This is a genomic window from Methanobrevibacter sp., from assembly GCF_045220775.1.
Taxonomy (GTDB): domain Archaea; phylum Methanobacteriota; class Methanobacteria; order Methanobacteriales; family Methanobacteriaceae; genus Methanocatella.
This window is the reverse complement of sequence record NZ_JBGUWC010000179.1, coordinates 1-21,633: the sequence shown is the minus strand read 5'-3', so window position 1 is coordinate 21,633 and position 21,633 is coordinate 1. Positions and strand designations below refer to the sequence as shown.

23 protein-coding genes and 1 pseudogene are annotated in these 21,633 nt (G+C 33.8%); 7 read left to right on the top strand and 17 right to left on the bottom strand.

What is annotated here, in order from left to right:
* Nucleotides 1-223: 223 nt before the first annotated feature.
* From ACJROP_RS12035 to ACJROP_RS12025, 3 genes are all read right to left on the bottom strand, one after another.
* Nucleotides 224-1,216: a hypothetical protein gene (locus ACJROP_RS12035; protein ID WP_406535705.1), complete on the bottom strand. Its 993-nt coding sequence runs from the start codon at nucleotides 1,214-1,216 to the stop codon at nucleotides 224-226.
* Nucleotides 1,217-1,297: 81 nt separating this feature from the next.
* Nucleotides 1,298-2,380 carry a tyrosine-type recombinase/integrase gene (locus tag ACJROP_RS12030; protein WP_406535704.1) on the bottom strand — a complete coding sequence of 361 codons (1,083 nt, stop codon included), beginning with the start codon at nucleotides 2,378-2,380 and terminating at the stop codon, nucleotides 1,298-1,300.
* A gap of 448 nt (nucleotides 2,381-2,828) precedes the next feature.
* Entirely contained in the window at nucleotides 2,829-3,668 is an 840-nt protein-coding gene (locus ACJROP_RS12025; RefSeq protein WP_406535703.1) for a Bro-N domain-containing protein, read from the bottom strand.
* Nucleotides 3,669-4,645: 977 nt separating this feature from the next.
* Here ACJROP_RS12025 and cas2 point away from each other — a divergent pair.
* The 3 genes from cas2 to ACJROP_RS12010 all read left to right on the top strand — a co-directional run bounded on the left by cas2 (nucleotide 4,646) and on the right by ACJROP_RS12010 (nucleotide 7,264).
* The gene (cas2, locus tag ACJROP_RS12020; RefSeq protein WP_406535702.1) at nucleotides 4,646-4,921 is read left to right on the top strand and encodes a CRISPR-associated endonuclease Cas2; all 276 of its coding nucleotides are present in this window, start codon (nucleotides 4,646-4,648) and stop codon (nucleotides 4,919-4,921) included.
* Between the two features lies 1 nt (nucleotide 4,922).
* A complete protein-coding gene (gene cas1, locus ACJROP_RS12015) occupies nucleotides 4,923-5,918 on the top strand; it encodes a CRISPR-associated endonuclease Cas1 (protein WP_406535701.1) in 996 nt (331 codons plus the stop codon).
* Nucleotides 5,919-6,460: 542 nt separating this feature from the next.
* A complete protein-coding gene (locus tag ACJROP_RS12010) occupies nucleotides 6,461-7,264 on the top strand; it encodes a DUF4013 domain-containing protein (RefSeq protein ID WP_406535700.1) in 804 nt (267 codons plus the stop codon).
* 116 nt (nucleotides 7,265-7,380) lie between these two features.
* Here ACJROP_RS12010 and ACJROP_RS12005 read toward each other — a convergent pair whose 3' ends face one another.
* The 3 genes from ACJROP_RS12005 to surE (ACJROP_RS11995) all read right to left on the bottom strand — a co-directional run bounded on the left by ACJROP_RS12005 (nucleotide 7,381) and on the right by surE (ACJROP_RS11995) (nucleotide 9,074).
* Nucleotides 7,381-7,551 (bottom strand): hypothetical protein, encoded by a 171-nt coding sequence (locus tag ACJROP_RS12005; RefSeq protein WP_406535699.1) that lies wholly within the window; start codon nucleotides 7,549-7,551, stop codon nucleotides 7,381-7,383.
* Complete coding sequence (locus tag ACJROP_RS12000) at nucleotides 7,548-7,994, bottom strand: hypothetical protein (protein ID WP_406535698.1); 447 nt, start codon at nucleotides 7,992-7,994, stop codon at nucleotides 7,548-7,550. The genes ACJROP_RS12005 and ACJROP_RS12000 overlap by 4 nt, the downstream gene beginning before the upstream one ends.
* A gap of 579 nt (nucleotides 7,995-8,573) precedes the next feature.
* On the bottom strand, nucleotides 8,574-9,074 hold the full coding sequence (gene surE / locus ACJROP_RS11995) for a 5'/3'-nucleotidase SurE (RefSeq protein ID WP_406535697.1): 501 nt from the start codon (nucleotides 9,072-9,074) through the stop codon (nucleotides 8,574-8,576).
* Nucleotides 9,075-9,262: 188 nt separating this feature from the next.
* On the opposite strand from surE (ACJROP_RS11995), the gene ACJROP_RS11990 reads away from it, so the two are divergent.
* On the top strand, nucleotides 9,263-10,651 hold the full coding sequence (locus ACJROP_RS11990) for an MFS transporter (protein ID WP_406535696.1): 1,389 nt from the start codon (nucleotides 9,263-9,265) through the stop codon (nucleotides 10,649-10,651).
* Nucleotides 10,652-10,653: 2 nt separating this feature from the next.
* Here ACJROP_RS11990 and ACJROP_RS11985 read toward each other — a convergent pair whose 3' ends face one another.
* From ACJROP_RS11985 to ACJROP_RS11975, 3 genes are read right to left on the bottom strand one after another with little or no spacing between them, the layout of a single operon-like run.
* Entirely contained in the window at nucleotides 10,654-10,968 is a 315-nt protein-coding gene (locus ACJROP_RS11985) for a TfoX/Sxy family protein (protein WP_406535695.1), read from the bottom strand.
* Nucleotides 10,969-11,008: 40 nt separating this feature from the next.
* Nucleotides 11,009-11,824, bottom strand: a complete 816-nt coding sequence (surE, locus tag ACJROP_RS11980) for a 5'/3'-nucleotidase SurE (RefSeq protein WP_406535694.1) — start codon at nucleotides 11,822-11,824, stop codon at nucleotides 11,009-11,011.
* A 13-nt stretch (nucleotides 11,825-11,837) separates the two neighbouring features.
* Complete coding sequence (locus tag ACJROP_RS11975) at nucleotides 11,838-12,683, bottom strand: pyridoxamine kinase (protein ID WP_406535693.1); 846 nt, start codon at nucleotides 12,681-12,683, stop codon at nucleotides 11,838-11,840.
* 259 nt (nucleotides 12,684-12,942) lie between these two features.
* Here ACJROP_RS11975 and ACJROP_RS11970 point away from each other — a divergent pair.
* Nucleotides 12,943-14,309, top strand: a pseudogene (locus ACJROP_RS11970) (MATE family efflux transporter).
* Here ACJROP_RS11970 and ACJROP_RS11965 read toward each other — a convergent pair.
* From ACJROP_RS11965 to ACJROP_RS11950, 4 genes are all read right to left on the bottom strand, one after another.
* Nucleotides 14,286-15,386: a radical SAM protein gene (locus tag ACJROP_RS11965; protein ID WP_406535692.1), complete on the bottom strand. Its 1,101-nt coding sequence runs from the start codon at nucleotides 15,384-15,386 to the stop codon at nucleotides 14,286-14,288. The pseudogene ACJROP_RS11970 and the gene ACJROP_RS11965 sit on opposite strands and share 24 nt — an antisense overlap.
* The gene (locus ACJROP_RS11960) at nucleotides 15,383-16,012 is read right to left on the bottom strand and encodes a TetR/AcrR family transcriptional regulator (RefSeq protein ID WP_406535691.1); all 630 of its coding nucleotides are present in this window, start codon (nucleotides 16,010-16,012) and stop codon (nucleotides 15,383-15,385) included. The genes ACJROP_RS11965 and ACJROP_RS11960 overlap by 4 nt, the downstream gene beginning before the upstream one ends.
* A gap of 68 nt (nucleotides 16,013-16,080) precedes the next feature.
* On the bottom strand, nucleotides 16,081-16,860 hold the full coding sequence (locus ACJROP_RS11955) for a hypothetical protein (RefSeq protein WP_406535690.1): 780 nt from the start codon (nucleotides 16,858-16,860) through the stop codon (nucleotides 16,081-16,083).
* A gap of 57 nt (nucleotides 16,861-16,917) precedes the next feature.
* Complete coding sequence (locus tag ACJROP_RS11950) at nucleotides 16,918-17,577, bottom strand: class I SAM-dependent methyltransferase (RefSeq protein ID WP_406535689.1); 660 nt, start codon at nucleotides 17,575-17,577, stop codon at nucleotides 16,918-16,920.
* A 61-nt stretch (nucleotides 17,578-17,638) separates the two neighbouring features.
* On the opposite strand from ACJROP_RS11950, the gene ACJROP_RS11945 reads away from it, so the two are divergent.
* Together ACJROP_RS11945 and ACJROP_RS11940 are read left to right on the top strand one after the other, a co-directional pair.
* Nucleotides 17,639-18,127, top strand: coding sequence for a hypothetical protein (locus ACJROP_RS11945; protein ID WP_406535688.1), 489 nt, complete (start codon nucleotides 17,639-17,641; stop codon nucleotides 18,125-18,127).
* Nucleotides 18,128-18,205: 78 nt separating this feature from the next.
* Nucleotides 18,206-19,165: a PLP-dependent cysteine synthase family protein gene (locus ACJROP_RS11940; RefSeq protein WP_406535687.1), complete on the top strand. Its 960-nt coding sequence runs from the start codon at nucleotides 18,206-18,208 to the stop codon at nucleotides 19,163-19,165.
* Between the two features lie 73 nt (nucleotides 19,166-19,238).
* On the opposite strand, the gene ACJROP_RS11935 is transcribed toward ACJROP_RS11940, so the two are convergent.
* From ACJROP_RS11935 to ACJROP_RS11920, 4 genes are read right to left on the bottom strand one after another with little or no spacing between them, the layout of a single operon-like run.
* Nucleotides 19,239-19,397 carry a hypothetical protein gene (locus tag ACJROP_RS11935; RefSeq protein ID WP_406535686.1) on the bottom strand — a complete coding sequence of 53 codons (159 nt, stop codon included), beginning with the start codon at nucleotides 19,395-19,397 and terminating at the stop codon, nucleotides 19,239-19,241.
* A complete protein-coding gene (locus tag ACJROP_RS11930) occupies nucleotides 19,391-19,684 on the bottom strand; it encodes a GNAT family N-acetyltransferase (RefSeq protein ID WP_406535685.1) in 294 nt (97 codons plus the stop codon). Before ACJROP_RS11930 ends, ACJROP_RS11935 begins: the two co-directional genes overlap by 7 nt.
* Before the next feature lie 20 nt (nucleotides 19,685-19,704).
* A complete protein-coding gene (locus ACJROP_RS11925) occupies nucleotides 19,705-20,040 on the bottom strand; it encodes a hypothetical protein (protein WP_406535684.1) in 336 nt (111 codons plus the stop codon).
* Between the two features lie 15 nt (nucleotides 20,041-20,055).
* On the bottom strand, nucleotides 20,056-21,510 hold the full coding sequence (locus ACJROP_RS11920; protein WP_406535683.1) for a dihydrolipoyl dehydrogenase family protein: 1,455 nt from the start codon (nucleotides 21,508-21,510) through the stop codon (nucleotides 20,056-20,058).
* Between the last annotated feature and the right edge of the window lie 123 nt (nucleotides 21,511-21,633).

The following is a 21,633-nucleotide window of genomic DNA, read 5'->3' as shown; positions in this document are numbered from 1 at the left end:
TGTATAATATATAAAATATGTAATTAAATACAATCCATAAATATGGATAGTATATATCTACCATATTTCTGTATATACAGAATATAGTTTTTATACATATTTTACCACTACTTCTCAAGTAATATTAAGAAAATAGCATAAATTAACATTGCCATATATATCAAGCTATTGATATATAGTATTTTCTTTAAATTTCTACATTTTTTATTAAATTTAATAAATTTTATCTGAAAATTTTAGATTTAATAAATCTTATAAGTTTGCTTATTATGAAATACAGGAATGCAACGAAAATTACAAATGCAACAATAATGGATAGAATTATAGTCTTGTATGTATTTGAATCTTCATTTATGAATGTTACAGAACCTATTTGCTTATAATTAGGGGCAATTGGAATATCTGCAGCTTTAGTTAATGTATTATTGAAATAGACATCATCTATGCATTTTTTATAATCCTCGCCTAACATGGATCCGTCTTCATTGGATACATAAATATCGGTTTTATTGTACAGTTCATCTGTTTTAAAGTCATATGTAATGATTTCTCTTCTATCAAGACCATACATATCAGATTGAGCCAGTTCATTTATTAATTTGACTTTATCTGTAGTATTGAGTGAAAAATTGTTTCCTCTTGAAAATGAATAGTCATTCGGAAGTGAAATATAGCGTCCAGGCTCTAATTTTCCTGTTTTTAATTTACTGACTGTTGCAAAACCGTAATTTCCATTAGGTGCCTTAATAAGGACATGTCCACGACCAAACGGCTTGTTAATTTCTTGAATTTCTTTTAGGCCTTCCTCAGAGATGGTGTAATCATCAGAAATCATTTTTGCAGTAATGTTTTCACATTTTTCATTCTCGATTCCATCGTCAATGCCGCCTAATCCGATTACCCAGCCGTCACTGGTTACGATTACATGATTGAAGTATCCCCCATCGGTCTTATATTGTTTAATTACTGAATGGCCATGCCAATCAGTCTGTTCAATGAAAATATCGGCTGTAACATTGGAATCACGCCTATAACAAAAAACAGTATCATTTCCTTCCAATTGCAAAACGATTGAACAGCAACCGAATTCATCAGTTGCATTGGAAATAACTGATGAATCATCGATATTTTGATTATTAAATGTAGCATATACACTACATATTGAAATAAAAATTATAAAAATACTTAATGCAATAAATTTCCTATTTAAATTCATATAAACCCTTAATTAACTTGATATAATTATATTTAGGTTAATATACTATTTAAATTCATTTATTTGCATTAAGTAATTGAATTAGTTATTAAATCTTCTGGAATTGAGTCTTAATTTCTGTTTCATTTGCTCACGGTCAATGTGGATGTACTTATCGGTTGTCTGTGAGTTGGAATGACCTGCAATTGACTGAACCTCAGCAACAGTAAGGATTTCAGCATAATGGGACAGTGCAGTGTGCCTTAGAATGTGAACACTGACATTTTTACTGTAGTTTACAGGACAATCTATCCCTTCGCTTTCAATTCTTCTGTCACATTCACGTGCATGCTTTTTGATGATGTCCTGAACTCCGCGCTTGCCTATTCTATTGCCTTTGATATTGGTGAACAGCTCTTCACGTGTAACTTCCTCTGCCGCTTTGTTTCGCTGAATCACGGGACGATATATATTGTGGGTGTTTTTCCTGAGCTTTGTGATGCGATCCATCATCATATCATTCAGACTGAGCAATGTATCATAGGTAATGAATGTAGTACGGTCTTTCAATTCACCTTTAGTTGTCTCTGCACGTAGATTGACATCAATAAACTCATCAGAATCCTGTGGTATGACATAAAAGCCGTTTTCATCAATAGGAACTTGAATATCATCCTTGTTTAACAGGACAAGTTCTTTCAGCCTCATGCCTGAATCGATGAAAGTCCTGCAAATCGCATAATCTCTCTTGTTTCCGCTCTGTTGGATTGTATCTAAAAAGAAATTGGATTGCGGCCAAGTCAAAGAGATTTTTTCAATTCTTTTTTTGGCAGTTTCTGGATCTTCTGCTTTTACTTCAATGATATCCTTCATTTTGATGGTTTCATGCTGGATTTCTTCCTGGACATCTTCAGAGTTGATGAATTCCAAAATGTTCATCATATATGTTTTTACAGTGGTCCTCTTGTTTCCACGCTGTTTTAAACAGTATCTACGGTAATGTCTCAATTGCTTTTTGACATTATCGCTGTTTAATTCATCAATTCCTTCCTGTTCCAGGTATTCAATGAATTTGGATATATTGAATGTCTGTTTTTCGATAGTTTCTTGAGTTAAGTTTTTTACCTCTTGCTTTTCTTCCAAATATTCATCTAGGTAGTCCGTTAGCTCATCGACTGCAATCATAAGCTTTTCGCCTCCTAAATTTCTTTACTCAAACCCTTGTTATACTATTGAATTCTTTAGTATATAAATACTTCGTATCTTTTCATTTTTACTGTATATTATTACATAAAATATACGTTCTTTTTATATATAAAATTTGGATAATTTGGAAATTTGTCGGGAAATGTTGAAAGTGTAGTAGAACATATACATCACGTGGTTGAAATATGGTGATTTCGTCAATTTTTGATTTTTGAGGATAATTTTTGAAAAATTTTTGAATCTTAAATTTTCTGAAAATCTACCCATGTTAAAAAAATTTTACAATGTTTTTAAGTAATATAATTTTATATATTTGTAATATTATGATACTCCTGTAATCCCAAATTATATATTTGTTGAATTTCTATTCAATCCCACATGGCCATCACATAATTAATTTAAAAAAATATTAAATCGTATTGTTATCTCAATCATCAAATTTTTCATCTAATAATTTTGGATTTTTAGCATTTTTAGAGCTGACAATTTTCTTTCCGGTTCTTGCTTCCAATTCTCTTCGGGCATTGCCAGCAATACTGCCCCCATCTATAGCAACATCCTTACTTTCTTCAAAACCTTCCGGATTTTCAACTTTACTAATTTCGGTAGTTGCTAATTCACCAAGCATATTAATAACCAATTCTGCATTGGTCATATTGTCACGCAAGCTTTCTTTTTTCAATCCTTTGACTTTTTTGTGCTGGCCTGTTGTTATTCCAAATGATGCTTTGCTAATTTCATTGGTAAGAATTGCATATTCAAGACCTTCTTCGACACCTGCACGATCCCATTCAGCAGTTAAATCCTTTCTGATTTCCATACTTCTTATTCTTTGGGTAATCCATTCCTCGGAGTAACCCTTTTTGCGGTAAGTACTAATTGCCCTTTCAACAGCAATTTCCGGATCTGCAATTTCATCAATTCTCTCAGAACCCACTTGAGCTAACCATTGCTTGAATGGTTCTGCATTTGGTGAAGGTATTGATTGTATGATACGAAAAATTTGTTTTTTGGATGCTACATCTGTTTTGTACATTTTACCATCTTTATATGATGGCAATTTCAGTTGGTTACAAATTGTAACCAACTCAACACCTTCATCTTTTAATCTTTTTTTTAATACTTTCCAATAATTTCCAGGATTTTTACTCTGACTAAGTACACCTACAACATCTATTACTGAAAAATAATATTCTTCTGTCTCTTCATCCCAAATATACCTGATTTTTTGGTTTTGAAATAACATTACGCTTGTTTCATTATCCATTTATTAACACCTTTTCCTAATTTTTAATTTATTAAATTTTATATTTAAATCTTGCAAATCTTTTTATAATACCTAAATCAATCCCCAGTTCTTCTGAAATCCTTTCGATTAAATTCAATTCACCTCGAATACCTCCAATCGACGGCCCTTTTTTATTCCCCGCATGTAAATGTCATTTATCTCCTGATATTTTTCTTGTATTATTTGATTGTTTTTTCAACAAAGCTTTTCTTTTGAAACATGATTCCATTAGATCATTGTTTAAATAAATCATGTCTTAATTTCCCTTGGCCAACAGTGATATTTCCTTTTTAAGATGCTCGTTTTCTTCAGAAATTTCATTAACATGGATAAGGAATTCCAAATCAACTAATCCATCATATTCCTTACCTGTGACAGTGTCAATAATCTTTTTAACGGAGATTATCTCTTGAAATCTACCGTCTATTTTTGGAGCATCAACAATGCCAATGATGTCTTCAAGGGTTACTTAACTGTTTTTATCCATAACCATCCTCCATTCTTCCTTTGTTTTAATCAATAAGGATTGTTTATTTGAATTGGTTGAATCGATTATATTAATAGTTGCTTTGCATCCATCCAATTCTTCTCCTTAAGATATCTCTCAATGCGCATAAATGGTCTTTACATCTGTTTTGAATATTCCTGCCATTTTTCCTGTGTTTTCCACATCACACTATTATTGGTATCAACATAGATTTCAATATATGGCTCCCATTTCACAGATATAAAATTTTATTTTCTCATATAATATTCATCTAATATGAATTTAAATGAATTAAATAACATATTAATTACTAATTCATATTTTTATCATCTTATTTAAAGTTTACTCCATTGTAATAACTTTAAAAAATTGTTATGACTGTAAATAATTGTTTTGAAAAAAACATAGTATTAATAGTTATCATTTCTAAGAATAATACTTTATCTGAACTATTAATATAAATAAATTCATGTATATGATAGTCAGCTTTGATTGCAAATTCAAAACAAACCAAGAAAAGATTGAAAGAATCCTTCAGCATTTTGGACTTAGAAAGATTCAAAGTTCATTATATGTAGGAGAACTGGAGAATAATGAACGTGAGACGTTAGTGAAAAGTATTGATGAAATCATCAAGGAAAAAGATAGTGTTTTGATAATTCCAATTTGCCAAAATTGCTATTTGAAAAAAGAGAATTGTGGAAAGGAAATAAAATTCAATAGCGATTTATATAGGGTGTATTGAGATGAAACTAATAATTGACGGATACAACAAGTCCATCCATAAGAAAGACAACCAGATTGTCATACATGAAAAGGATGAAATCATTGATTCCATCAAGGCAAGCACAGTAACTGACATTACCGTTATAGGAAAAGGATATGTGACCTTTGATGTGTTGAATTTGATGGCAGAAAACAACATTAAACTGATTGCTATCAGTCCACGAGGCCAACTGACCTATACATTGGAATCTCCAGATTGGCACAATGTTGCCCTTAAAAAGGAGCAATACAAATTAAGCGAAAACAAGTTAGGCCTTAGGATTTCAAAGGAACTGATCATTTCAAAAATGAAAAATCAGAAAGCGACATTAACAACATTAAATAAGAATAAACAGCTGAAAAGAGTATTCAATCACAGGTCAAAAATCGATGAATGCATCAGGCAACTTTCAGAACTGAATTTTAAGGGAAACAATGAAGATATTAGAATGAGGATAATGGGCCTGGAGGGAAAGGCATCAAACGAATACTGGTCTGGAGTCAAATATTTCATTCCTCGTGAAATCGGATTTGATTCCCGCACAAAAAAGCCAACAGATTTAATGAATTCAATGCTGAATTACGGATATGCAATACTTGCAAGTGAAATAACAAAAAGCATTCTTGTAAACGGCTTGGATCCATACTGCGGCTTTCTGCACTTTGATATGGACGGACGAACCAGTCTGACATTTGATTTGATAGAGCCGTTCAGACAGCAGATTGTAGACAAGACCGTGATTGGTTTGGTTAATAAAAAACGAATTACAGTTGAGGATTTGGATAGGCGAAACAATACAATTAAACTTGAAGCAAGAAAATTGATTGTTGAAAAGATATTGAGCAAAATATACTCAACAATAACCTATGATGATGAAGCTGTCAGTTATTCGGATTTGATTCAAAAGCAAAGTGAGGATTTGGTTCGGATGTTGCTGGATGGTGAAAAATTCAATGGATTTTACCTTCGATGGTGAGGAAAACTAGGGGGTTTTTTGGCCTGAAAATTCATGTCCTCAAAATTGGTGAAAATAACCCCCGAAGTTGGCCTTGGATTCAGATATTTTGAGGAAAACACTCTCATATTTTGGGGGTGAAAATGATGTCCTCACAAAGTTTTTTAATGGAGAAATATGAAAGAGTTAAATAAGTATTTAAAGGAAAAATTTATAGTGTTTGAAGTGAATGTTTTCATTGTAAATATTCAAAACCCTTTGCACTCTAGAATGTATCCTTGCTTATAGGGAGGGATAAGCTTAAACTAACAGGATATCATTGATTCCAACCAAAAAGAAAATAACCTATCACCATTTAACTTTTCATTTGATCTAATGCCGAAGTCATCAAAAATATTCTTCAGATAAAAATGATTCTATCAAAAGCTTTTTAAGTAATTAAAAATAATACTGATATAGAATTTTATTCTCTTAAAGGAATGTTTAAAATACAAAATTCAAAAACATTAATAACATTATAAATGAAGAGTTTAATCAAAAAAATACAATATTAGGGGAGTTTTATGATGGACTTAAAAAAGCTAGTTTCAAATTCCTTCAAATTTCCATTTAGAAATATTAAAAAATTGCCGATAATTTTCCTGTTTTTCATTCTGATTGCCATCATTCCAATCGGCTTGATATCAGATAATGATTATATCGTATCCATTGGAGTAATTGCATTTTTCTTGTTTATATTGCTTGTGCCGGGATATTTCTTATCAATCGTCAAGCTGGGTTCAAGCCAATCAGCAATGATGCCGTCTTTCAATCTGGTGAATAACATATATGATTCCATAAGAGTAGTATTCCTAAGAATAGTCTACATGATTGTTCCGGCTGCAGTATTTCTGCTTGCTTTAAAAACATTTGGTCCTTCAAGCAGGGAGTTAATTCTTAACTTCAGAGTACATGAGTTTTTAGCAACTGTTGGACTATTGTTGTTGGTAATTTTTATTGTATACATCATATTTGAATGTTTATTGTTCTTTGCAAAAGCCAGATTAGCTTACTTTAATAGCTTACAGGAAGCATTAAGGATCAATAAAGTAATAGAGGACATCAGAAGAATTGGTATTGTTACCATAATCAAATGGCTAATCGTGATGGCAATACTGTTGAATGTCGTTACTTTTGTTTCATCATTTGTAATAGCGATTCCCTATGTAGGTTTATTAATTTATATCTGTATCGTTATTCCGATACTCGAAAGCATAGCTAATTACTCCCTGGGACTGTTGTATTCAAATATAATTCAAGGTTATGATGATGCTGATCTTATGAATTTGAAGAGAATCGAATCCGTTGAGTATAAACAAATTAAATAAGAAATAATCTGTATTTACTAAATTACATTATAAAAAAAACAATATTTGAGGATTGTGATGTCTAAGATAGTTTCAACAAAAGATCCTAAAAAAAATCGCAAAAAACCATGTTGGCGCTATGAATGGCATTTCTTTTCTTCCTCTTTTTTTGCAAATTCCTCGAAATTATCCTTGTTTACTTCTATTATTTCTTCACCAACTTTCCCATCTTCCATGAAAGCAATTTTAAACATATGTCCCTGTTCTAAAAAAAATCTGATGAACTCCAATGGCGGTATTGCGCTCATTTTTTCACCTCAAATAATTTTTTAATGTTCAGGCATTCTGTGATGTCTAAAATGTAATAGCCATCCTTTTTAAGTGATATAACATCATATTCCCTAGACAGCCTATCCATTAATGATATATAGCAGAAGTATTCTCTTGATGACTTATTCACTGATCTCGGTATATTGAATTTGAATTCGTAACTGAAAAGTGAGGGAATTAGAGAAAATGAATTTAACCTGATTCTTCTTGTAAGGGGATTCTGATTAATGTTGAAAAATTCGTTGAGTAATCTTTCCAATGATTCCATCAATTCCTTTTTCTCGTCACATAACTCCTTTAATGTATCTACTGTGTTTTCCCAGTCACTGCAAAGCAGTTCTGAGTCAAATGCAGTCACTAACATTTCATTAATCCTGATCAAGTCCCTAATCATTAATTCAATATCATCAATACTGGACATTAAATTCACCACATGAATGCTTGAATTTTAATTATCTCTATTGTATTCATTCTATTTAAGTTTAACTCAATTGTAATGGCTTTAAAAAATTGTTGTGATACTGAAAAATTGTTTTGAAAAATACAAAGTATTTATAGTTATCTTTTTGAAAAATAAAACTTACTCTGATGAATAATATTAATAAATTCATCTATATATGCTACCCCGCTTTGAGTGCAGATTCGAGACAAACCATGACAATATTGAAAAGGTCCTTCAGCATTTTGGACTCAGAAAGATTCAATGTTCATTATATGCAGGGAAACTGGAAAATAATGAACACGAAATGTTATAGAAAGCATTAATAAGGGATGGTAGCATCTTGAAAATGCTGATTTGTCAAAATTTCATTGAGTTGTATATTTTCAATACGCATATTCAAAAGCTGTTTTAAGGGACTAGTTTCACAGCAGATATACAAAACTTATCAAATTTTCAATTAATTATATTTTTTTATAGTTCAATCAATCAAAGTACATATGAAAAATAACTCATTAACATTAAAGCAATTCAAATGTATGAAAGAGTCTATTTTTATATTTAAATGATTATTCTTAAAACCAAATCATGCAGAACCTTCTTTGTCAATGTGAAATCATAGTCCATGTACCATTTGCCATTCTCGTCCTGCTTATACGATGTTTTAGGATCAATAAACAAAGAGACTGCAATGGCGGGAATGCCTAGGCTGACGGCTTCAAGAGCAGCGCAAACGGTACCTGAAGTGGTAATGTCGCAGCTTATATTGACGCCTGTGTTGATTCCGGTTATAACCAAATCGGGTTTTTCGTCCATTACATAGTCAACACCCACTATCACCGAATCCGCAGGGCTTCCTGAAACGGAAAATGCCGGGCTTCCGTCTTCAAGCTCACATGAAATCAGTTTCAAATGTTTAAACAATGTTATTCGACGTCCGACACTGCTGTTGTTCCTATCTGGGGCCACAACGGTAACATCAGCCAAATCCTCGACTGCCTGTTTTGCAGCCAATATTCCTGGTGCAAATACTCCATCATCATTAGATATTAAAATATTCATATTGTCAAAACCTTAAATATCCTATAATTAATATCTTTAATCTTTTAGTTAAAAAATTATCTCATCTGATTTCCAACTGCTAAAACATCTAAAAAGTATTATATAATACAATCTATTATAATTAAACATAGAAATTAATTACTTAATGTAATGTATTTAAGACTTTAACTGAATATTATAAAGATACTATGCAAAATAAAACTTTAGATACCAGAACAAGAAATTTAATACTTTTCTTATTTTTAATTGGCGTATTCATGGGTTCCCTTGATACTGGAATTATAGGCCCAGTCCTGCCTTCAATTGAGCAGAGCTTTCATTTGACCAGCCGGGAATCAAGCTGGATATTTACCTTGTTTGTAATTACCTTCATGATTGGTTCTCCCGTAATGGCCAAATTTTCAGACTTCTACGGCCGAAAAAAGATTTTTATTTTAGATGTAATCCTGTTTGGAATTGGATCATGCCTAATTGCATTTTCATTCAATATAGAATCAATATTTCTGGGAAGAATAATACAAGGATTTGGCTGCGGCGGAATATTTCCTGTAGCCGGTGCGTTCGTTGGTGATGCTTTTCCACTCGAAGAACGGGGAAAGGCTTTAGGTATTCTTGGAAGTGTTTTTGGTATTTCAGCCATTGGAGGACCGCTGGTTGGAGCCCTTCTAATCCCATATGGCTGGAACTGGTGCTTTACAATAAACATCCCAATCAGCATATTTTTAGTGATATTTGCATGGCATATCCTTCCTGAAGCGGAAAATCACAGAAAACTAAAAATAGACTATCTAGGAATTATAATACTGAGCTTGCTTGCGATATTTTTAGCGTATGGATTAAATCAAATCGATTCAAGCAATTTCATTAACAGTCTATTGTCTTTAAATGTCGCTCCATTTTTAGTAATGTTCATTGTTCTAATCCCTATTTTCTTCATGATAGAAAAAAGAGCAGAAGAATCCATTGTGCCTATACATATGCTCAAAAACCAAGAGATAACAATTGCTTGCATTGAAACATTATGCTATGGAATAATCTATTCTTCAGCAATATTCATCCCATCTCTGGTGATTCTTTCAATGGGATTAAGCGAACAATTGGCAAGCTTGATGCTGATTCCAATTTTGGGAGCCAATGCAGTTGCTGCACCGATTTTAGGTAAAATACTGGATTCAACAGGTTCACGTAAGCTTATGGCAATCGGAACTTTAATTATGGCTTTCGGTTTAATTGCCATTGCAGTGTATCCTGATAATTTCATTTTATTCCTGATTGCAGGCTGTTTGATTGGTGTCGGTATGGTGACAATTATCGGTGCTCCTTTAAGGTATATTGTTTTATGTGAAGCAAAGCCTACAGAAAGGGGAGCGGGCCAGGCAATTGTCAATATGCTATCAAGCGCCGGTCAATTGATTGGCGGTGCACTCATCGGCGGGATAATTGCATCATTTTCAGGTATATTCGGTTATAAAATCAGTTTGATTTTGGCAGCAATAGTTGCGCTTATTGCATTCCTATTTACCTTAAAATTAAAAGGACGTGACGAGCAGTTAGCAACCATGATATCAAATCAATAATATTATTTGCGTTTTTTTGGAGCCGGAAGCTCTTCATACATGGCTTCCAAAAGTTCCCTTAAGAAATCTCTGTTGTCTAAATCATCAACAAGCAGCATTTCCTTTGCTCCTTCATAGGGCAATTCCATATTTGCATAGGGCATCATCGCAATTGCTGATTTGACGGGCTTTACGAGAAAGCGGTCATCATAGATGCCGCCAATAATTTTTCCCTGATAGTAAAGGATATATTCTCCCATCATTGCCCTATATGATATGTCATCCAAATCAGACAGCTGCTCCAGCACATATTCCAAATATTCTTTACTTGAACCCATATGAAATTCCTCTTTTGCTTGTATATGTAATCAAATAATTTCACCAGTCTTTTAGTTCTTTACAGGTCATATTAACGTTAAGAGGGGTTAAGCTAGGGCATTTGTCAACAAGCAATGCATATCCGTCACTGCCATCCTCATATTCTCTAATCAGATCTGATGTAATCATTATCAAATCATCGCTTTTCTGATGTTCATCCAATGGATATTTGAAAATCTCTTCATATTCTTCGTTAGTATTGTCAATGACTTGCTTTTCAAGCATCTTGTGTGATAGGTTGGTAATTTTGACCTCTTCGGATTCATAGGTTGACGGTACATTCAAGTTGAATAAATCAACGCCCTGCGGAAATCCCTTATCCATTATCTTTAAAACAAGGTCATGCAAAACTTTCTTTGCCAATGTAAAATCATAATCAATGTACCATTCTCCGTTGTCATCCTGTACATAAGAGGTTATTGGATCTATTAAAAGCGAAACTGCTATTGCAGGAATGCCCAGGCTGACCGCTTCCAGGGCAGCGCAGACAGTACCTGAAGTGGTGATGTCGCAGCTGATGTTGACGCCTGAATTGATTCCAACAATGACCAAATCAGGCTTTTCGTCCATGACATATTTGGCACCTACAATTACGCAATCTGCAGGACTTCCTGAAACGGAATATGCCCTGCTTTTATCTTCTAATTCACAGGCATTTAATTCCAAATGTTTAAATAATGTCAAGCGACGCCCGACACTGCTGTTGTTCTTGTCCGGCGCTACAACTGTAACATCGGCCAAATCCTCAACTGCCTGTTTTGCGGCCAGTATTCCAGGAGCAAAAACCCCGTCATCGTTAGAAATCAAAATTTTCATATCAATCTCACATCTAATTTGAATCCAATAATTCTTTTAAATCTAAAATAACCTGTTCGAATTTGACCCCATATTTGTGGTTTTCATCACCGACAGTCTTTTCGATTGCCATTTTAGTGAATTCACCAGCTATTTTAGCGGCAGAAGTAGGAGCTTTGCCGACCATGGTTGATCCGACAAATGCTGAAGCGAATACATCCCCAGTTCCATGGGATACATAGTCAATCTTGTCATTGTATACGATTTCACAGGTTGATTTCTGTTTGTCCAAAACAATCATTCCAAGTTTGCCTTCTTCATTTGTATCTCCTTTTAGGATAACATATCTTTTTGTGAATGCTGCAAGTTCGTTTGCCATTTCAAGCATTTCTTCTCTTGTGAATTCCTCTTTCCAAGGTTTGTGCAATATGAAACAGGCCTCGGTGGTGTTCGGAAGAATATAATCTCCCAATTTACAAAGTTCGCCCATCTTATCTGCAAATTCCTGGTCAAAACCGTTGTAGAATTCACCATGGTCCGCCATAGCAGGGTCTACAAATACAAGTCCTTCATCCTTTAATCTTGAATCAATAATATCTTTAATGTAATCCAATTGTTCAATTGAAGCAATAAAACCAGTATATATTGCATCAAAGTCTATTCCTTCTTTTTCCCAGTGTTTTCTTATTTCCGGAAGATCTTCTGTCAAGTCTCTTACAGTGAAATCTGTAAATCCTGCAGTATGTGTGGATAAGACTGCAGACGGAAGGATTGCGGTTTCTATTCCAAAAGCAGAAACTATTGGTAGAGCAACTGTTATTGAGCATTGACCAAAACATGAAATGTCTTGTATTGTTAAGATTTTTGTAGTATCATTCATATTATTCAACCAAATTTTTTTAATTTCTATTATATTTTTTAGTTTAATCCTAATTATACTTTTATTATATTTTCCAAAAATAGAAAGTTAAAGCATTAAATTAAGAAATAATACATAAAAATATGTATTAATAATTTATAGCACGTGTTATATAAAGCTTTGTAGTATCTAAATGTACATTCATTTTATATTAATTTAATTAAAATAGTATACAATGAATGAATAAATTTACACGTCAAACAGATAACCGAGGAGAATTATGGAAAGCAATAAGAATGTAGAACTGATGAGGGGAGAACCCGAAACAGCAATAAAGAAATTATCCATTCCGATAATAATATCCATGCTTCTGACAGCATCATATAACATTATAGACGGAATATGGATAGTCGGCATAGGACCTGATGCAATTGCGGGAATAGGTTTTATAAATCCGATATTCATGATTCTTGTTGGAGTGAGCTTTGGTCTTGGAGCGGGTGCAACAAGCAGCATCAGCCGTTTTGTTGGAGCCAGAAATCATGAAGGAGCAAATGCATCGGCCATCCACTCGATTGTAATTCTAGCCATTGCTTCCGTTCTTTTAACAGCAATATTGTTGGCCGTACAGAAGCCATTGCTGGTTCTTTTTGGAGCAAGCGGTGCTGCTCTAAATGAAGGTCTGAAATATGGGACTCCTTTGTTTTTAGGTTTGTTCGGTTTCATGTTTGCCAATGGAGCAAGCGGAATATTGCGCGGTGAAGGGGACATGAAAAGGGCGATGTATGCCATGATTGTCTCTGTAGGATTGAATACGATTCTTGATCCTATATTCATTTACATTCTGAATTTCGGTTCTGCTGGCGCTGCAATAGCTACAGTGATATCCTCTTTAGTCTCAACAATTCTGATAATGTACTGGATTTTAATCAAAAAGGATACATATGTCGATGTAAACTTAAAAGAGTTTCAATATGACTCAAAGATTGCTTTTGATATCCTAAAAGTAGGAATTCCCGCTTCAATGGATATGATTCTTTTAAGCGTAGCATTGAGCATGTATCTGATATTCATTTCAATACTCGGTGGGGATTATGGTGTGGCAGTTTTCTCATCTGGTCAGAGATTATACTTCTTTGCAATAATGCCTCTAAGTGCAATCGGAACTGCAATAACTGCAGTTTCCGGAAGTGCATTCGGTGCAAAAAATGGAGATTACCTCTCAAGAAGCCATATCTACGGATCAAAATCAGCATTTTATTCGGGATATTTGTATTGATTATATTTTTAGTATTTGCAACACCATTAGCTACAATGTTTGCTTATACTGCAGAAACCTCACATTTGATTCCTGGAATCGTCAGCTTCCTCCAGGTTGCAACATTATGCCTTCCACTAACCGGTGCGGGTATGGCATCAAGCTATTTCTATCAGGGAATCGGAAAAGGAACAATCAGCCTTGCCTGGACAGTAATTCGTGAAATCATATGTACTAATGCATTGATTTATGTATTCGGAATCGTTCTTGGATGGGGATTGATTGGTGTTTGGGCAGGCCTTGCAGTCGGAAGGGCACTTGCAGGTGGGCTTAACTTCCTGTTTGCAAGATACACAGTTAAAAGATTAGTCGAAAGATTCGCCCAATAGCCTTTCAACCTTTTCCTTATTCTCAAACAATACGCAACCTCCTTCATGGTCATCCATGAGTATTCCTCCATCCCTTAATGATTTGAATAGTTTTGAGTTTAAGGCATCAATGAGAGATGTGTCCCTTACATTAATATCAGAATATGGAGAAGCCGGACAAGGCTCTGCACCTCCATGAGAGTTGATATGGAAAAATCCTCTTCCGGCTGCCAAACATCCTCCGGATGTCTTTTCATCACCTGGAAATGACAGGAATAACATGTCAGAATACTCTTCACGCAAATGATTAATTTCATTTATCAATAATTCCCTTTCTTCATCAGTTGGTGCAATGTCAACTGTTTTTTCATCAACTGGAACATATTCTATGAAAAATACCACTTTGCATCCGAAATCATGCAGCTGATCAATGAATTCCTTTGAAACCAATGAATCCAAATTTCCTTTTGTAAACGTAAGTGAAGCTCCAAAGGCAATGTTGTTTTTCTTCATCACTTCCATTGATTCTAGCAATTGATTATAAACTCCTTCTCCCCTTCTTGAATCAGTGACTTTTTCATTACCTTCAATTGATAGAATAGGAACAAGATTCCTGTTGTCATCAAACAACTTCAGATAATCATCATTCAACAGGGTCCCGTTAGTGAATATTGGAAATAGTATTTCAGGATAATTGCTGGCCTTATTAATGACATCCTGTCTAATCATTGGCTCTCCTCCGGCAAGAACAATGAAACTTATGCCAATCTCTTTGGCCTGTCTAAATATGTCTTCCCATTCGTCATCTGTAAGCTGATTTAAAGGAACCTCATCACTGCATGCATCGTTGGCCCTTGAATAGCAGCCGGTACAGTGAAGGTTGCAGCTGCTGGTAATGCTTGCTATCAAAAACACAGGAATATTCTGGCCTTCTTCACTAAACTTTTGCCTTATTTTTGTTGCCTTTTTTGCATATTTTGAAAATTTAAGCAAAAACAAGCTTTCTTTGGGATTTTTCAGGGATGCACGCATGGCATCCTTTATGATATTTTCAACCCCATTTGCAAGATAATCCTGAATATTGAAACTTTCGCTCATTGTTTCACCTTCACACAATCCAAGAGAAATTTAGCATGTTCTTCTGCCTCTTTAAAGAAATTATCTAGGGTATCCTCTGGAATATCATCATATTTTGCACTGATTTCTAACAGCAGATATATTGGAAAGCTGTAGTATTCCTTAGCCAATAGATTAGGATTGCAGTCATTTCTTATAATCCCTTTCTCTTTTAGGATTGTGAAAAATCCTATCCAGAACTCCAATGGCTTTACAAGTATCTCATTTTGGAAAAAGAGTCTTATGTTGTCATTATAATGCATCTGAATAAATATCAATTTCCATATTTTCAGGTTTCTTTCTTGTGACAGCATAGCTTTTATGGCTTCGGATCCTTTATGATAGAACAGTTCCGGGTTTTCAAGCAATATTTCATTGTCTTCGGTTAAAATCAAATCTTTACTGTTCAGGAGCTCATCATATTTGAAAATGTTTTCGAAGTATTCGAATATGTCCATCAATATGGCTTCCTTTGATGAATAATGACTATAAATTGAACTTTTCTTAATTCCTACTTCTTCTGCAATTTCTCTAAGTGAAACAGAGTCATATCCTTTTTTAGAAAATAAATCAAGTGACACATCAAATATCTTTTCTTTAGTATTCATATTCCTACCTACCGTTCGTTAGGTATAATATTTATCTAATGATATATAAACTTAACTAATGAAAAAAATCATTCATCATTATTCTTCTTAATCATCTCTTCCAATTCATCAAATCTATGATTAAAGTGCCTAATCAAAATAGCAGCAGTTAGAGTTGCAGTACCGACACCGGAGAGTATATAACCTCCCCAAACTAAGAATAAAGAATTGATTTTTCCAGGAATAGAAGATCCTAAAACCGCATATCCATTACTTGTAAATGCATTTGAAACCATGACGAGTGCATCTAAAGGATTAACAGCTTCGTCCATTTGAGTAATTATAAAGCTAACGAAAACTAATGCAAACAATAGAATTATGGTAATTCCCAAACCGTTAGACTCAGTATATTCCATAAATTTATCATAATATACTTTTATAAAGTAAAGGAATATCGGAACATGAATCAAATCCATAATTCCTACAAGACTATTATGGAACATCACATATGTTAAAGAGCCATATGGAACTAATAAAAAGATTAAAATTTTATTCTTTAAAGAACTTTTATCCAATGTAATTGCAAGATATAGTGAAATGGCAAGGTCAAATATTACAAAATAAGTTAAATCTTCATTAATGAAAACAAGAGAATACAAGATATTCATGAAGAAAAGTGCCATCATTATGAGGTAAAATATCTGTCTTAATGTATGAAGCTCATCTTCAGGGAAATATTCACTAGGATTTAATAGCCTATGCGGATTATTCTTTATTTTATTATAAACATAACCAAAAATAGCCATTAAAATCAGGAAAACAACAATTTCAGCTACAAATTCCAGAATCCTCATATAACTTAAATCCACTTTCAAACACCTATTATTATTTTTTAAAATTCAATATATTAATATTTAGCTAAAAAATTATTTTTCTGCAATGACACAAATCCAATCTGCATCATCGCCTGTAAACGAGTCCTTTGACTCTTTAACATGACTTAAAATGTTTTTAAAACCGGATTTTTGCAAAGAATCCTCCAATTCATATTGGGAATATATATTCATATCCAATAATTCGATAATATGTTTTTGGCGTTTATCATATTTCTTTGGCAGTGCTTCATTAGCAATAAAGATGATTCCATCATCCTTTAAGACCCTATGTATCTCCTTCAAGTCATTAACGAAATCCGGCCAGAAATAAACGGTTTCAAAGGCAGTGACAATATCAAAAGTGTCACTTTCAAAAGGCAAATTGGAAACTGAACCTTGGATAATCTCGCATCTGCCTTCATCAATAGCTAATTTGTTTAACTCAACTGATCTTTCAACTGCCAGCTTGGAGTAATCAAGACCGAATACCTTATTTTCAGTCATTTTTAGAAATCTTTCAACATTCACTCCCCCGCCGCAACCTATATCCAGGATAAGATCATCTTTAGATATATCTAAATGCCCTAAACTCCACTGTGCTAGGGCTTCATGATTTTCATTCATATTATCTATAAGCTTATCGCCCAATTCCCCTTCAGGTTTGCGTGCATTGAGCAACAGTTCATCATCCATATAATTTTCATTAGCCATTTTCTAATTTCCCGCATTAAATCATTAATATATATGTTCTATGAAGTAATAAATATTAATTATGTATGTTAGAAAAGCAAAATTTGATGATTTAACTACTATTATGAATATTTACGGAATTGCACAGGATTTCATGATAGAATCCGGTAACCCTGACCAATGGGGACATTCATATCCAACAGAAGACTTGATCAAAGACGATATTTCAAACGAAGTCAGCTATTTGATATGTGATGATGACGGGCCTCATGGGGTATTTGCACTATTCGCAGGGGAAGAACCTACATACAAATATATCGAAAACGGAAATTGGTTAAATGATGATGCATATGTAACCATTCACAGAATTGCAAGTGATGGGCAAGCTCATGGAATATTCAAATGCGCTATAAAATACTGCAAGGAAATATCAGACAACATAAGAATAGACACCCATGAAAGCAATATAATTATGCAAAAGCAAATTGAAAAGAATGGCTTTCAAAAATGCGGCATAATTTATGTCGCTGACGGCAGTCCAAGAATCGCTTATCAGTGGACAAAAAAGTGAATTAATTATTTTTAAAAAGTATTTTATAATTTAAATACATATATAATAATGTTATATTATTGAATTGGATTGAATATTATGAATATCGAAAAGTTAGTTGGCAATACACCAATGATTAAAATTGATTATGAATATGAAGGAAAAACAGGAAGTATTTACACTAAATTAGAATTTTACAACTATTCAGGAAGTATTAAAGACAGAATTGCTTTATATATTATCCAAAAAGAAAAGGAAAATGGCAAATTAAGTGAAGGCCAACCGATTATAGAAGTTACAAGCGGAAATACAGGAATCGCCTTTGCAGCTATTGGCGCTCTTTTCGGCCATGAAGTTCACATTTTTATGCCAGATTGGGTATCTCTTGAGAGAAGAAAACTCATTGAAATGTATGGCGCTCAAGTTCACCTTGTATCCAGGGAAGAAGGAGGATTCAAAAAGGCTCTTGAGCTTGTAGAAGAATTTGCAAATGAAACCGGTGCATACAGACCACTCCAATTTGATAATGAATTAAACACTGAAGCCCAATATGTAACAACCGGTCAAGAAATCATTGATGAACTTCCTGAAGTAAATGCTTTCGTTTCAGGCATAGGAACCGGTGGTACACTTATGGGAATAGGAAAAAGGCTAAAAGATTATAACCCTGATTCCAAAGTATTTGCCCTGGAACCATCTACATTATCTATTCTTAAAATGGGAATGGAAGAAGGAGATCATCTAATTGAAGGAATTGGTGATGACTTTATTCCAGGAATAGTCGATGAAACTTTAATCGATGACATTGTTCTGATTCATGACTGTGATGCCATCAATATGTCTAAAAGATTGGCTAAAGAATTAGGTTTGGGTATCGGCATTTCCAGTGGAGCAAACTTCCTGGCAAGCGTTATAATGGACAATGATGATTTAACAATTGCTACAGTTTTTCCAGATGATAATAAAAAATACATAACCACAAAATTATCAGAAGAAATTGATGACAATCCTGAGTTAATTTCAAATAAAATAAAGCTTCTTGATTTTGAAGTTATTTAATTATTTTTCCAAAAAAAAGATACGAAAACAGTGAATTATTAAAATTTCACTGTCATTTTTTTCTTTAATAAAATTAAAACTCTTTTTTCATGCAGATTACTGCATTGTTGTCCTTAAATTGGCCAAATTTATCAGTCAATTTGTAATTCAATTTTTCATATAGATTAATAGCAGCCCAATTGTTTTTTCCAGTTACGATATATGAATATTTAAAATTATCCTCAATTACCAATTTTCCAATTCGCAGATAATGTTATATGCAATCCCCTTTTTGCGATGCTCTTTTTTAACGAAAACTCTTTTGAATTCAACTGAATCCACATCAAAAACCCTATAACTGGCACAGGCTATTGGACTATCTCCATCAAGAGCCAATATGACAACATGATGATCTTTAAACTCATTGTAATTTTCATATTTTGACAATTCATCTCCAATGCGTTCAAAATATCCTTTGTCCAACTCATCTACCAGTTTTAGGAATCTTTCATCTTTTTCATCAGTAAAGACAGTTTCCATATTATCATGAGAAATTTTGTCTATGAATTAATCAGATTGCCTAACTCATTAAGATTAATCTCAATGAATTCTTTATATTCTGGATTGGCTAAAATTTTATACTGTTTTTTACCGCTGTGTTCATATGCTTCATTCATTAAAACCTGTAACTCATCAGTATCAGTATCTAAAAGTATATTCAATTTTTCTTTATCATTTTCATCTAATCCATCAACAAAAGATTGAACTTTTGACTTAAACTTTAAAACCAAATTGGTATTCTTTTTAGCGAACCTTTCAAGCAAAAACGGTGGTGCTAATGTAAAAAATTTCTCGTATTTTTCAACATCCTCATATGTTAGTTTTTCTTCACTCACTTAAATCACCTCAATTTATTTAGAAAAATCATAATGAATCTTATGTAATTTATACAGACATACCGAACTGCTAGATGGGAATGTATAAATCATATAATCCAATTCTTCCAAAGTAATTTTTTGATTAATAATAAATGCGAACATGTTTGCAACGTTTTCTGCATCAGCGGCATATATTTCGGCACCGACAATCTGCAAATCCTTATCGACAATCACCTTTGCCTCTGCGTTAAAGTCATTTTTAAGTACAACAGAATAGGATCTGCCGTATCGTATAGTGTGAACATCATATTCATCGCTTTTCTCAGCAATATAAGCCGGAACACCGATTGTGGCTATTCTTGGTATGGTATATGCAACTGCAGGAATGGCAGGATAGGTTATCTCATCAGCTTCACCCAACAATTCCTTTGCAAGGTATTTGGATTCGTGTATCGCAACGGTTACGAGCTTTGCAATTCCAGTATCAGCAACATCACCTGCAGCGTAAATGTTAGGCACTTCTGTCTGCAGATGCCCGTTTACCTTAATACCTTTATTAGTGTATGTCAAGCCTACATTTTCAAGACCAATGTCTTCTACATTTGCAGTCCTACCCATTGCAGCAACAACATAATCCCCAGTCAGACTAAGTCCACTTAAACAATTGACTGTGAATCCATTTTCATAAGCCTTATTGTCCTTTTTGGATTCCGGATCTTTTAAATCCTCATCAGTGTTCAATCCTTGAAGTGCGCTGAATATCTTCTCTTCAGGATTTTCGATTTCTACATTATTGATGACTTCCTTAACTTGCTCATTGAAATGGAATCGGATGCCTTTTCCCTTTAAAAGTTCAATGACTCTATTAACGTAAGGCTGGTGGAAATATTTTAAGGCCATATTTCCTCTAATGATTACATCAGCTTCAAGGCCAGCTTCAGCAAGAATTGCCGCAATTTCCATTCCTACAAAACCGGCACCGATGATAATTGCATGTTTTGGAAGCTCATCTATATCCAAAAAGTCATTGCTGTCATGCAGGAATTCCTTTCCTTTAATGTCCGGAATGACAGGCTTTAAGCCAGTGGTGATTACAATCTTATCTGTAGTGAAGCATTTGTCACCCACTTTAACAGTGTGTTCATCAACAATGACTCCTTTTCCATGAGCGACATCCAAATCATATTCATCAAATTTGCCATCCAAAAATAGAGACATACCGGCAATGCGCTGTCTTTTATATTTGACTAATGCTGGCCAGTCTACTTCAATATTTCCAGATTTTCCCATTCCTTCATAATTATTGAACAATGCCTTTATTTCATAAGGGGCATCGAGTATCGCTTTTGTGTTGCATCCTCTGTTTGCGCATGCTCCACCATATAAGCTTTCTTCAATGATTAAAATTTTAAGGCCAGCTTTCCTTAAAAATCGGCCACCTTGCCATGCGGCATTTCCACTACCAATATATATTACATCATAATCCATAATTAACCACTAAATTTACTATTTGTTCATGTATTATTTGAACTACCTCAACTTGTAGAAGTTGAGGATTCTTACTTCACGGGCTGTATGCTCTTTTGAGCATAGGATTACCGTGCTATCCCC